9 protein-coding genes are annotated in these 12,380 nt (G+C 64.7%); 7 read left to right on the top strand and 2 right to left on the bottom strand.

Annotated elements, in window-relative coordinates:
- Nucleotides 1-49: 49 nt before the first annotated feature.
- The 3 genes from QGG75_12670 to QGG75_12680 are packed head-to-tail and all read left to right on the top strand — an operon-like array spanning nucleotide 50 to nucleotide 2,475.
- Nucleotides 50-1,078, top strand: a complete 1,029-nt coding sequence (locus QGG75_12670) for a polysaccharide deacetylase (protein MDP6068085.1) — start codon at nucleotides 50-52, stop codon at nucleotides 1,076-1,078.
- 27 nt (nucleotides 1,079-1,105) lie between these two features.
- A complete protein-coding gene (locus QGG75_12675) occupies nucleotides 1,106-1,429 on the top strand; it encodes a hypothetical protein (protein MDP6068086.1) in 324 nt (107 codons plus the stop codon).
- Nucleotides 1,426-2,475 carry a GTP-binding protein gene (locus tag QGG75_12680; protein ID MDP6068087.1) on the top strand — a complete coding sequence of 350 codons (1,050 nt, stop codon included), beginning with the start codon at nucleotides 1,426-1,428 and terminating at the stop codon, nucleotides 2,473-2,475. Before QGG75_12675 ends, QGG75_12680 begins: the two co-directional genes overlap by 4 nt.
- An 84-nt stretch (nucleotides 2,476-2,559) precedes the next feature.
- Here the strand turns inward: QGG75_12680 and QGG75_12685 are convergent, their stop codons facing one another.
- Complete coding sequence (locus QGG75_12685; GenBank protein ID MDP6068088.1) at nucleotides 2,560-3,078, bottom strand: hypothetical protein; 519 nt, start codon at nucleotides 3,076-3,078, stop codon at nucleotides 2,560-2,562.
- Between the two features lie 188 nt (nucleotides 3,079-3,266).
- Here QGG75_12685 and QGG75_12690 point away from each other — a divergent pair, with 188 nt between their 5' ends.
- The 4 genes from QGG75_12690 (at nucleotide 3,267) to QGG75_12705 (ending at nucleotide 11,756) form a co-directional block, all read left to right on the top strand.
- Nucleotides 3,267-5,336 (top strand): hydantoinase/oxoprolinase family protein, encoded by a 2,070-nt coding sequence (locus QGG75_12690; GenBank protein ID MDP6068089.1) that lies wholly within the window; start codon nucleotides 3,267-3,269, stop codon nucleotides 5,334-5,336.
- Nucleotides 5,337-5,339: 3 nt separating this feature from the next.
- Nucleotides 5,340-7,655: a hydantoinase B/oxoprolinase family protein gene (locus QGG75_12695; protein ID MDP6068090.1), complete on the top strand. Its 2,316-nt coding sequence runs from the start codon at nucleotides 5,340-5,342 to the stop codon at nucleotides 7,653-7,655.
- Nucleotides 7,656-7,720: 65 nt separating this feature from the next.
- Nucleotides 7,721-10,537, top strand: a complete 2,817-nt coding sequence (locus tag QGG75_12700) for an SPFH domain-containing protein (GenBank protein ID MDP6068091.1) — start codon at nucleotides 7,721-7,723, stop codon at nucleotides 10,535-10,537.
- Between the two features lie 124 nt (nucleotides 10,538-10,661).
- On the top strand, nucleotides 10,662-11,756 hold the full coding sequence (locus tag QGG75_12705; GenBank protein MDP6068092.1) for an ABC transporter ATP-binding protein: 1,095 nt from the start codon (nucleotides 10,662-10,664) through the stop codon (nucleotides 11,754-11,756).
- A 23-nt stretch (nucleotides 11,757-11,779) separates the two neighbouring features.
- On the opposite strand, the gene QGG75_12710 is transcribed toward QGG75_12705, so the two are convergent.
- Complete coding sequence (locus tag QGG75_12710) at nucleotides 11,780-12,223, bottom strand: GGDEF domain-containing protein (protein MDP6068093.1); 444 nt, start codon at nucleotides 12,221-12,223, stop codon at nucleotides 11,780-11,782.
- Nucleotides 12,224-12,380: the final 157 nt, after the last annotated feature.

Genomic DNA, 12,380 nt, shown 5'->3' on the forward strand with positions numbered 1-12,380 from the left:
CTGTATCAACAGAGAAAAGTGTGCCGTGCACACCCAGGGAGGATGTCCGATGAGCAACGCGTCTGACGGCAGCTACCGACCCGGCCGGGCCGCCGCCGGCTCGGTCACCGGGCCCACTTACCAGCCCCAGTCCTTGATCTCCCAGGCCGGCCGCCACTCGCTGGCCAGGCCCGGTGGACGCAAAGAAATCTTCTGTGCCTTCGGCATCGACGTCGACGCCGTGGCCGGCTGGCTGGGCTCCTATGGCGGCGAGGATTCGCCCTGCGACATCTCGCGCGGCATCTTTTCCGGCGAGGTCGGCGTGCCCCGGCTGGTGCGCCTCTTTGAAAAATTCGGCATCCAGACCTCGTGGTTCATCCCCGGCCATTCCATCGAAACCTTTCCCGAAGAGTGCAAGCTGGTGGTCGAGGCCGGCCACGAAATCGGCATGCACGGGTACAGCCACGAGAACCCCATCGCCATGACGCCGGAACAGGAAGAGCGGGTGATGGACAAGTGCATCGAGCTCATCGAACGCCTCTCGGGCCGGCGCCCGACGGGCTATGTGGCGCCCTGGTGGGAATTCAGCCCGGTGACGAACGAGCTCTTGTTGAAGAAGGGCATCAAGTACGACCACAGCCTGATGAACAACGACTTTCATCCCTTCTATGTGCGGGTGGGGGATAGCTGGACCAAGATCGACTATTCAAAACACCCCGACGAATGGATGAAGCCCTTGGTGCGCGGCACCGAGACGGAGCTTATCGACATCCCCGGATCGTGGTACCTCGACGACCTGCCGCCCATGATGTTCATCAAGACGGCGCCCAACAGCTACGGTTTCACCAATCCCCGCGACATCGAGGATCTCTGGCGTGACCAGTTCGACTGGATCTACCGCGAATACGACTATGCCGTCTTCACCATGACCATACATCCCGACGTCTCGGGGCGGCCCCAGGTGCTGCTCATGCTGGAGCGTATCTTCGACTACATATCGAGCCACTCGGGCGTGCGATTCACCACCTTCGACGCCATCGCCGACGACTTCGCCAAGCGCTATCCCCGCGACCCGGACGCCAAGCAGGTCGCCGAGTAGGAGCGGGATCGGCCGGGGGCCAGCGCCATGTGCAGCCTTTGCGGGGTGCTCGGCGGCCAGGCCCACTGGACCGAATCGACCCGCCATGCCGAGGCCTTCGCCGAGCGGGTCGAGCTTCACACGCGGCGGCGCGAACGTCAGGAACAGACGCGGCTGGCGAACGCCGTGCTCAAACACTATGGCCTGACGCTGAGCGACTGGTCGGGCGCCTCGTTTGTCCTCAAAAGCGCCACCGGGCGCAGCCAGATCGTGCAGAACCTGGGAGAGGTCTGGATCGCCGCCGAGGCGCTTTGCAGCCGGGCCTGCGATCCCCTGGCCGACGATTTGCTGCAGCGACTGGAGCGGGCATGAGCGACTATGCCGCCCTGATACCGGTCAACGTCGTCACCGGCTTTCTCGGCAGCGGCAAGACCACGATCCTGCAACGCCTGCTGGCGGCGCCCGACTTGCGCGACACGGCCGTGCTGGTCAACGAGTTCGGCGAGGTGGGCCTCGACCACCACCTCTTGGAGGGTGCCACCGAGAGCACCTTGTTGCTTGAGAACGGCTGCGTCTGCTGCGCCATCCGCGGCGACCTGCAAGAGGCGCTACGCGACCTATATTCGCGCCGCGAACGCGGCGAAATTCCGCCCTTCCGCCGCGTCGTGATCGAAACCTCGGGCCTCGCCGATCCCGTGCCCATCGCCTATACCGTGCTCAGCGAACCGGTGATCCAGCATCATTTTCGCCTGGGCAGCGTGATCACCGCGGTGGATGCGGTGAACGGCACCCGGCAACTCGAACGCCATGGCGAATCGGTCAAGCAGGCGGCTGTGGCCGACCGCCTGGTGCTGACCAAGACCGACCTGGCCGAGCCGGAGGTGTCACTGGCCCTGGAAGCTGCTCTGCGCCGTCTTAATGCCTCCGCCCCGATCCGACGTGCCGCCGAACAGGAACTGAGTGCCGAGGAGCTGCTGGTGGAGGACATTTTCGATCCAGCGGGCAAACAGGCCGAAGTAGAGCGTTGGCTCGAGGCCGGGGCCCAGGCAGCGCAGCAGGACCAGGCCCACGGCCATGATCCTGGTATCCAATCGTTCTCGCTGATCTACGACCGGCCGCTGGACTGGAGTGCCTTCGGCATCTGGATGACCATGCTGCTCAACTGCCACGGCGAACAGGTGCTGCGCATAAAAGGTTTGCTGAATGTCGCTGGCGTGGCCACGCCGGTGCTGATCAACGGCGTCCAGCACGTTGTGCATCCGCCCGTCCACCTGGCGCGCTGGCCCGACGGCGACCGGCGCTCACGGATTGTCTTTATCGTCGATAGCCTGGCGCGCGAGCGCCTGGAGGCCTCGCTCAAGGCCTTCAACGGGCTGGCCAATCCGGCTGCCGAGACTCACTCCCGTGCAGGAGCGTGAACACAGAAAAAACACCCCCTCCCTGCCCTCCCCCATCAAGGGGGAGGGGGAAAAAATTTGAAATAACAGTATGTTAGGCGCCAGTCAATCGCCCGACGAGGTGCGCGGCGGCGGGCGGCGGGGGTTCCAGCCTTGGCGGAACGAGCGCACCAGGTGGTGCAGCAGATAGAAGGCGATGGCCAGCAGCACCAGCAGGATGATGGCCAGCAGCTTTTCGCCGAAGCCCGGATCGATGATGGCGCCCCGGTTCATCAGGTGTTCGGCCAGCATCTCGATGGCCTGGATGGTGGCGCCGGCGCAGAAGATCACGGCAACCAAAATCGCGATCTGCAGGGTATCGAAGACCAGGGCCTCGACGTCGAGAGCACTGGAGGCGCGGAAGATGTGTTGGCGGTAGGATTGCCAATGCGCCACCACGTAACCGACGACGCCGACCAGCGAGGCGAACCAGAAAACCACGTTGGAGAAGTGGACGCCCGGGATGTGCTTGACCAGATAGGTCTCGAAGGGTTGATAGAAATAGAGAAAGATCAGCAAGATGACGACGCCCAGGAGAACGATCCAGAATTTCGGCGGCCGCCGGGCGGGGGTGTCCTGTGCCATGGTGATCGCTGCCTGTGTACGTCGAAACCAAGGGATGGTAGCGCAAAGCCGTGGGCTGTCAAAGACGCCGGCGTGAACAGCCGGTTGACCGCCCGCCGCGCGTCGGGAATCATGGCCAGGATTTGCGGGGGGTAAGACGTGACGTCAACCGAGCCTTTCAGCGCCGGGCCAACAGATCGGGGCGCATCATGAGCTGCCGTTTGGGCATCGACGTGGGCGGGACCTTCACCGATCTCTTGCTGTTCAACGGCACGAGCGGCGACATCCACCTGCTCAAGACGCCATCGACGCCCGAGGATCAGTCGGTCGGCATTCTGAAAGGCATCCAGGACATCCTGGCCGAGAGCGGCATCGCGCCGGCCGAGGTGCAAGGGGTGCTGCACGGCACCACCGTATCGACCAATATCGTGCTCGAGGAAAAGGGCGCTCGTGTCGGCCTGTTGGTGACCGAGAACTTCGAACAGGTGCTGCACCTGGCGCGCTCGCAGACGCCGGGGCCGCTGGCCGGCTGGATCATCATGGAGAAGCCTGATCCGCTGGCCGATCTGGAACATACCCGAGGCATTCAGGAGCGCGTCAACGCTCGCGGCGAGGTGGTCAAGCCGCTGGACGAAGCCGGCGCCCGTCAGGCCATCCGCGAGTTGCTCGAGGCCGGCGTCGAATCGCTGACCATTTCGCTTTTGCATTCCTACGCCAACCCGGCCCACGAGGAACGTCTGGCGGCCCTGGTTCGAGAGCTCGACGCCGACATCCCGATCTCGCTGTCGTCGCAGATCCTGCCTGAGTTCCGCGAGTACGAGCGCACTCTGGTGACCGTCATGAACGCCTACGTTCGGCCGCGCATGCAGAGCTACATGGCCGGCTTCGAGGAAAAACTCCACGCCATCCAGTTCACACCGCACGTCAATATCGTGCGCTCCGACGGCGGCTTGATGTCGGTCGCCCGGGCCTCCGATTCGCCCGTCCACACGATGTTGTCGGGCCCCGCCGGCGGCGTCTCGGGGGCCGCCTTCCTGGCCGCCCTGGCCGGCCATCCCAACGCGCTGGGCTTCGACATGGGCGGCACCTCGACCGACGTATCCATGGTCCAGGACGGCCAGCCCACGATCTCGCGGCAAACCATGCTGGGCTATTATCCCATCAAAATCCCCTCGGTCGAGGTGCACAGCGTCGGCGCCGGCGGCGGCTCGATCGCCCACGTGCCGATGACCGGGGCATTGCGTGTGGGTCCCGAAAGCGCCGGCGCGCTACCTGGCCCCGCCTGTTACGGCATGGGCGGCGAGTTGCCCACCGTCACGGACGCCAACGTGGTGCTCGGCCACCTGCCGCCCAGTCTGCTCGGCGGCGCCATGACGCTCGACGTCAAGGCCGCCGAAGAGGCCGTGGCCAAGGTCGGCCGGACGCTGGGCCTCGACGTCTACCAGGCAGCCCAGGGCATCCTCGACATCGTCAACGAGAACATGTTCGGAGCGCTGCGCCTGGTGACCGTGCAAAAGGGCCTCGATCCGCGCGATTTCGCGCTGGTCGCCTTCGGCGGTGCCGGGCCACTGCACGGCAACGCCATGGCCAAACTGGCCGGCTGCTTCCCGGTCATCGTGCCGCCGACGCCCGGCGTTCTCTCGGCGCTGGGATTTCTCTGTTCCGACGTCAAGAACGAGTTCGCCCAGACTTTCGTGCGCAACGTCGACGACGTCCAGCCGGGCCAGATCTCGGAGATCTTCGAGCGTCTGGGACGCGAGGCCCGGGGCTGGCTGAAGGAAGAAGGCATCAGCGAAGCGGCCCAGACATTGCGCTTCGAGGCCGACGTGCGCTACTTCCGCCAGGGCTATGAGTTCTCCCTCGAGGTCAATCCCGAGACCTTGAGCAACGGTGGGCTGGGCGATCTCGAGACGCGCTTCGGCACGGCCCACGAGCGCCTTTACGGCTTCCGCCTGGAGCAACCGGTGGAACTGGTCAACCTGCGCGCCGTGGGCACGGGCCAGGTGGAAAAAATCAGCTTCCCCAGGTTCGAACGCCAGGGCCCCGACCCCTCGGCCGCCATCAATGATCAACACCGCATCTATTTCGACAGCAACTTCGTCTCGACCAACGTCTATGATCGCAACCAACTGAACACCGGCAACCGCCTCTCGGGCCCGGCCGTGGTGACCCAGAAGGATTCGACCACGGCCATTCATCCGGGTTATGTGGGCGAGGTCGACGAATTCGGTAACATCATCATCTATCCCGAGGGCGAAAGCCCCGGCCAGCAGGCTTGAGCGATGAGCGAAACCGACAGCAACCCACCGCGCCGCAACGTTTCCCTGGACGACCTGTTGCAGGCCAACAAGCAGCAGTTCGACACGCTGTTTTCGCGTCAGATGAAAGATAGCGGCCTGGTCGCCGTGAGCCACCGCCCGGCCAGCGAGGAGGACTTGCGCTCAGCCAGCCTGGAGGCAGCGACGAGCGCCCAGGGCGAGGACCCGGGAAACGCAACAGCGCTGCTGAATGCGCGCTTCGGCGAGCGCTGGTCATCTGAAGTAGTGGAGCACAGCCAAGAGCGCGGCACCGTCACCGTGCTCTGTAAGCTCAGCGTCGACGGCGCCAGCAAGATGCAGTTCGGCTCGGCCCGCATCAACGGCAATCTCGGCGCCGCCCTGCAAAGCGCCACCGATGCCGCGCTGATGCAATGCGCGGCCCAATTCGGCACCGGCGAGGCGGCGGTTGCGGACGGCCAGGCGCCACCAGCGCCGGGGCGCCGGCCGGCCGAGACCGGGGCCCCCGAAGCGGCGCCCCTGAAAGCCGACGCCACCGCCGGCGCCGCGCCGGGGCTCGACATCATCACCCTCGATCTGATCGAGAACGCGCTCAGGAATGCCCGGCACGAGATGGATGCGGTGCTCTTTCGCTCCGCCATGTCGGTCAACATTCGCGAGCAGCACGACGAATTTCCCATGATCACCGATCCCAAGGGACGCATGATCGTCGGCCAGTTCGGATCCTACGTTTCGGAAATGCTGAAGGAGCAGGATTTTCAGCTCCAGCCCGGCGACGTCATCCTGCAGAGCGATCCCTTCAAGTGCGGCGGCGCCATCAGCCACATCAATGACTGGATGGTGCTGGTGCCGATCTTCGCCGAGGGCGAGCTGATGGGCTTCAGCTCCATGTTCGGCCATATGATGGATGTCGGCGGCCCGGTGCCCGGCAGCATGCCGACGGCAGCCACCAGCATCTTCGGCGAAGGCCTGCGCATTCCGCCCATCAAGATCTACGAGGAAGGCCGGCCCAACAAATCGGCACTCGACCTGATCCTCAACAACACCCGCACGCCGGAGATGAATTATTCGGACCTGATGGCCATCATCGCCGGCTGCCGGGCCGGCGAGAGGCGGGTGGTGGAGATCTGCGCCCGCTTCGGCAGGGAGGTCTATCGCCAGGCCTGCGAGGCGCTCTTGGAGCGCACCAACCGCGCCATGCGCCAGCTCATCATGCAGAACCTGCCCGAGGAGCCGCAGTCCTTCGAGGACTACGTCGACGACGACGGCCTGGGCAACGGGCCCTTCCGCATGAAGTTGACGGTCTGGCGCGAGGGCGATCACGCCTATTTCGACTGGACCGGCACCTCGGCCCAGGCGCCCGGGCCGATCAACTTCTACCTCCACGAGGGCATGTTCAAGATGTTCATCGGGGTCTACATGATCATGGTCTTCGATCCCCAGATCCTGTTCAACGACGGCTTCTACGATCTCATCCACGTCACCCTGCCCCAGGGCTCGCTGATCCATCCCAATTTCCCGGCCTCGCTGGGCTGTCGCACCCATGCGCTGTCGCGCCAGTTCGACGTGCTGGGCGGCGCGCTGAGCCACAACGCCCCGGAAATGGCGACGGCCGCCGGCTACGGCTCCAGCCCGCATTTCCTCTATTCCGGCACAGACGGCAAGGGCCGGCACTTTCAGCTCATGGAAATCCTCTATGGCGGCATTCCCGGGCGCCCGGTGGGCGACGGCATGGACGGCCATTCCTGGTGGCCGCTGTTTGAGAACATCCCGGCCGAATACCTCGAGAGCTATTACCCAATGCTGATCGAGAGCTATGCCTCGATCGCCGACAGCGGCGGCCCCGGCAAGCACCGCGGCGGCAACGGCATCGAAAAGATCTACCTGCTGCTGGAAACCGGCGAGATCTCGATCCACGATGACCGCCACATCTCGCAGCCCTGGGGCATCCTGGGCGGCCAGCCGGGGGCGTGCTCGGAGAAATGGCTGGTGCGCCAGGGCGGCGAGCGCGAGGCGCTGCCTTCGAAAATCGACAACGTCGTGGTGCGTACCGGTGACCGCATCATCTTCCGCACCGCCGGCGGCGGCGGCTGGGGCGACCCCTTGGAGCGGGACGCCATAAGGGTGCGCCACGACGTGGCCCGCGGCCTGATGTCGGAACGCCTGGCCCGCGAAGGCTATGGCGTGGTGCTGGCGGCAGGGAGCGACGTCGACCAGCGCTCGACCCAGGAGCTGCGCGAGAGCATGAAACGCGGCCGCAAGCCGCTGGTGCTGTTTGATTTTGGTGAACGCCAAGGCGCTGGCGGCGGCCAGGCGGGCTAGAGTAGATTTGAAATCAGCGACGCATCTCTCAACGAAGACGTCGTACCAACACAGGTGACTTGATCATGGTGGAAATCGGCATTGCTCTGTTCATTTCCGCGATCGTCGTTCTGGCGATCCTCTACATCATCTCGATCTGGGTCTACAAACGGGCGCCGGCCAACATGGGCTTCATCCGCACCGGCTTCCTCGGCACCAAGGTCTGCCTGGGACGCGGCGCCATGGTGCTGCCCGTCTTCCACGAGGTCAGCTGGATCTCGCTGGAGACCATCAAGCTGATCATCAGCCGTTCGCGCGACCAGGCGGTGCTGACCTCGGACAAGATCCGCATCGACGTGGTGGCCGAGCTATATGCCCATGTCGGCCGCACCGAAGACGACCTGCTGACGGCCAGCCGCAGCCTGGGCGAGAAGACTTTCGATGCCGAGAAAGTGCGCAATCTTCTCGAAGCCAAGGTGATCGGCGCCATTCGCAGCTATGCAGCCACCAAGACGCTCAGCGAATTGCACGAAAACCGCGACGTCTTCGCCCAGCAGATCAAGGAAACCGTGATCCAAAGCTTCAAGTCCAACGGGCTGGTTTTGGAGGAAGTGACGGTCGTCACCCTGGAGCAAACCGGCAAGGAATACTTCAAATCCGACAACGTCTTCGATGCCGAGGGCCTGAAGATCATCACCGACATCACCTCGGATGCGCGGCGCAAGGTCCACGACACCGAAAAACGCACCACCGTGGCTATCCGCCAGAAGGACCTGGACACCCAACTAGAGCTCTTGGAGATCGAGCGCCAGGAGGCCTTCGCCCGGGCCGGACAGGACAAGGCGGTGTCCAACGAACAGGCGCTGCAGTTGGGCGAAAAACAGATCTACATGCTGGACCAGCGCAAATCCGTCGAAGAAAAGGAAATACAGAACGAGGTCGAGCTCGAGGGTATGCGCACCGACCGCGATATCGCCATCACCGAGGAGGCACGCAAGCGGGAATCGTCGGACATCGAGAAGACGCTGAAGCTGGAGCAGGAGCGGCGCGACAAGGAAATCAAACTGATCGCCAAGGCGCGGGAGGAAGAGCTCGCCAACATCCAGCGCAATCTGGCGCTCGAGAAGGCCGAAAAGGAACGCCAGATCGAACTGATCGGCAAGACCGAGCAACAAGAAGTCGCCGAGGTCAACCGCCAGCTCTCCCGCGAAAGCGCCGAGCGCGATCGTGACATAGAACTCATCACCAAGGAACGCGAACGCCAGCAGGCCGACATCCAGCGCTTGACCCAGGTCACCGAGGCCGAAGAGGCGGCGCGCAACGAACGCCACGCCGCGGCCGAGGCGACCATCATTTCGATGCGCCAGCGCAGCCTGGAGACCAAGCTTGCCACCCTCGACCTCGACAAGGACGAGGCCTTTGCCGCGGCCCAGCAAGAACAAGAAGTGTCCAACGAAAAGGCCCGGGTGCTAAGCGAGAAGCAGCGCTTCATCCTGGAACGCCGCTGGGAGGTGGAAGAGGAGGAGATCAACAAGGATCTCTCCGTCGAGAAGGCCCGTATCCAGAAGGACGCTTCGGTCATCGATCAGACCAAGCAGCGCGAGGCCGCCGAGATCCGCCGGCAATTGGCCCGAGAGCAGGAGGAGCGCGATCGCGAGATCGCCCTGGTGGCCAAGGCGGAGGAGCTCGAGCGGGCCGAGATCAAGCGCCGTCTGGCGCACCAACAGGAGGACCGCGACCGCGAGATCGCCGTCGTGGCCAAGGACGAGGAACTAAGGCGTGCCGAGATCCAGCAGACGCTGAATGTCGAGCTGGCCGAACGCGACCGGCAGATCTCGTTGATCGCCAAGGAGAAGGACCGCGAAACCGCCGACATCCGGCGCTTCCTGGCACGCGAGACGGAGGAGCGCGATCGCGAGGTGGCGCTGGTCAAGAAGACGCAGGAGCTCGAGGCGGTCGAGGTCAAGCGGCTGCAGACCACGGCGGAGCGCGAAAAGGCCGAGCACCAGGCCGAATCGGTGCGCGTGGTGGCCGATGCCGAGCGCGGCAAGGAGGTCGAGCGCATTGTTGCCCAGCAGGCCGCCGAGACCCGGCGCATCGAGGAGGAGAACAAGGCCGACATCACGCGCATGCACATGGTGACCCAGGCCGAGGCCCGCAAACTCTCGGCCGCCGAGGAGGCCAGCGCCACCACCATCCGCGCCAAGGCCACCTCGGATGCCCAGAAGATCTCGGCCGAGGGGATAGAGCGCGAGGCCGGCGCCCGGGGCCGGGCCGAGATGCACATCGAGACGCTGCGGGTGGAAAACACCCAGCGCCTCTTCAAGGCCGAGGCCAGCGGCATCGAAGCCAAGGCCGACGCCCTCAAGAAGTACAACGAGGCGGCCACCTTCCTGGAGTTGGCCAAGCTGCACATCGAGGCCGAGCGCGACATCCACATCGACCAGGCCAAGGCCATGGGCAGCGCCCTTTCGGGCGCCCAGATCCGCATGTATGGCGGCGGCGACGGTACCGTCGACACCATCCGCGGCATGTTCACCCAGGGTTTTGCCCTGGGCGAGATCCTCGAGGGCGTGGCCCAGTCGCTGCCCGAGGGCTTGCGCAGCCGTTTCTCCTCGAACGGCATCCGCGGCCTTTTCGGGCGGCCCTACAAGGAGGGCCAGTTCAAGGTCATGGTCGAGGACTTGACGCGCCTGGTGCGCCAGACCATGAGCACAGCCAAGGACCGTAACCTGCCCTTCACCCAGGCCGTGGCGCAACTCGAGGAGGCCGCTGGCGAGGATCAGGAACTGGGCCGCGCCATCGGCCTTCTCAAGGAGGCCAACGAAGCCGGCGTCTTCGACGAGGTGCCCTTCGAGAAGGTCTGGTCGCTGCTGCTGGCCACTGCCAAGGCCGCAGATTAGTTCCTTGACAATCGATCCCGGCCACCCGCTCCCCCTCCCAACTACCCACAGGGTACCATCGATGGGTGGGTGGGAGGGGGAGCGGGTGGCCGGGCCCGGTAGCAACGAGTTGCGGTAGAGCCCAATGGCCGAGCACGACGTCGTCCTGGAGAACGTCTCCAAGACCTTTCCGGGCGAGGTTCACGCCGTCATCGATTTCAACGCCCAATTCGAGAAGGGTGAATTCGTCGCCATGCTGGGCCCCTCGGGCTGCGGCAAGACCACGACGCTGCGCATGATCGGCGGCCTCGAGGAGGTCACCCGGGGCAATATCTTCATCGCCGGGGAGAACGTCACCGACCTGCCGCCCTCGCATCGCGACACGGCCATGATGTTCCAGAGCTTCGCCCTGTTCCCCCACCGCACGGTTTTCCAGAACATCGAGTTCAGCCTCAAGATGCAGGGCCTGGCCCGGGAGGAGCGCGACCGCCGCACCTGGGAAATGGTCGAGATGGTGGGGCTGAGCGAGCTGGCGGGGCGCCGGCCGCACGACCTCAGCGGCGGCCAGCAGCAGCGTGTCGCCCTGGGCCGGGCCCTGATCTCGAAGCCCACGGTGCTGCTCTTGGACGAGCCGCTGGGCTCGCTCGACTACAACCTGCGCCAGACCATGATGGTCGAGCTCAAGAAAATCCAGCGCGAGACCGGCATCACCTTCATCATGGTGACGCATTCGCAGCAGGAAGCCATGTCGATGGCCGACAAGGTCATCGTCATGAGCGACGCCATCATCCAGCAGACCGGCACGTCGCGGGAAATCCACGAGGAGCCGCGGACGAAATTCGTGGCCGAATTCATCGGCAACAACAACATCTTCGCCGGCACCATCAAGTCGCGCTCGGGCTCGATCGTTTTCGTAGAATCCGAAGACGCCACCTACTACGTGCGCATACCCGAATATGTTCGCACCGTGCGGCTGGGCGAGAAGGTCCATTTTTCCGTCCGGGCCGACCTCTTGTCCACCGGCGAGCACCCCGAGATGGCTAACCGGGTGCGCGGCAGCTACATCACCACCGAATTCATGGGCACCCTCGAGACCGACGTCTTCGAGGTCTCGGATGGCCTTTTCGTGCACGTCGAGCAGCACCGCCATTTGAGCGACCGGGTCTACAACATGGGCGAGCAGGAAACCATCTGCTGGCCGGCCGAGGCCGGCGTTCTGCTCGAGCGGGCGGGGCAGTAGAGGGCGCGGAACGCCGACGAGGGTCAGATCCCGTGCGTCACTACGTGGTTGCGGCCCTGGTCTTTGGCGGCGTAGAGGCCCTTGTCGGCGCGGGCCAGGGCCGGGTCGATGGTGGGCTCGTCGGGGTCCCAGGCGGCAACGCCAATGCTGGTCGTCAGCTCGAAGTCCTTGCCGTCCCAGGCGAAAGGCCGGCCGGCGATGCGCTGGCGGATGCGTTCGGCGATGTCGGCACCGCCGACCAATCCGGTTTCCGGCAGCAAGAGAGCGAACTCCTCTCCCCCCACCCGCCCCAGGACGTCGGCGGCGCGAAGCTCGCCGACCACCGCCTCGACGACCAGCCTGAGCGCCGCATCACCGCAAGCGTGGCCGTAGGTGTCGTTGACGGCCTTGAAATGGTCCAGGTCGATCATGGCCACCGTGAGCTCGCGGCCATGGCGCCGGGCCCGCTCGACCTCGCGCACCGCCATCTCGGCGAAATGCCTGGACGATCTGGCTATGGAGGTCGCGCCGCCTCAGGCCGGCGCTGTAGATGCCGATGGGTGCCTGGGGCCAGAGCGCCATCATCTGGGCGAAGTTCTGGGCGATCAGCTCCTTGACGTGGGTCAGCATCAGCACCCGGGTGTC

Source organism: Alphaproteobacteria bacterium (assembly GCA_030740435.1).
Lineage (GTDB): Bacteria > Pseudomonadota > Alphaproteobacteria > UBA2966 > UBA2966.

Coding starts and splice junctions, on each gene's coding strand:
- QGG75_12680 (MDP6068087.1), top strand. CDS start 1,426: ATGAGCGACTATGCCGCCCTGATACCGGTCAACGTCGTCACCGGCTTT.
- QGG75_12685 (MDP6068088.1), bottom strand. CDS start 3,078: ATGGCACAGGACACCCCCGCCCGGCGGCCGCCGAAATTCTGGATCGTT.
- QGG75_12695 (MDP6068090.1), top strand. CDS start 5,340: ATGAGCGAAACCGACAGCAACCCACCGCGCCGCAACGTTTCCCTGGAC.
- QGG75_12705 (MDP6068092.1), top strand. CDS start 10,662: ATGGCCGAGCACGACGTCGTCCTGGAGAACGTCTCCAAGACCTTTCCG.
- QGG75_12675 (MDP6068086.1), top strand. CDS start 1,106: ATGTGCAGCCTTTGCGGGGTGCTCGGCGGCCAGGCCCACTGGACCGAA.
- QGG75_12700 (MDP6068091.1), top strand. CDS start 7,721: ATGGTGGAAATCGGCATTGCTCTGTTCATTTCCGCGATCGTCGTTCTG.
- QGG75_12690 (MDP6068089.1), top strand. CDS start 3,267: ATGAGCTGCCGTTTGGGCATCGACGTGGGCGGGACCTTCACCGATCTC.
- QGG75_12710 (MDP6068093.1), bottom strand. CDS start 12,223: ATGGCGGTGCGCGAGGTCGAGCGGGCCCGGCGCCATGGCCGCGAGCTC.
- QGG75_12670 (MDP6068085.1), top strand. CDS start 50: ATGAGCAACGCGTCTGACGGCAGCTACCGACCCGGCCGGGCCGCCGCC.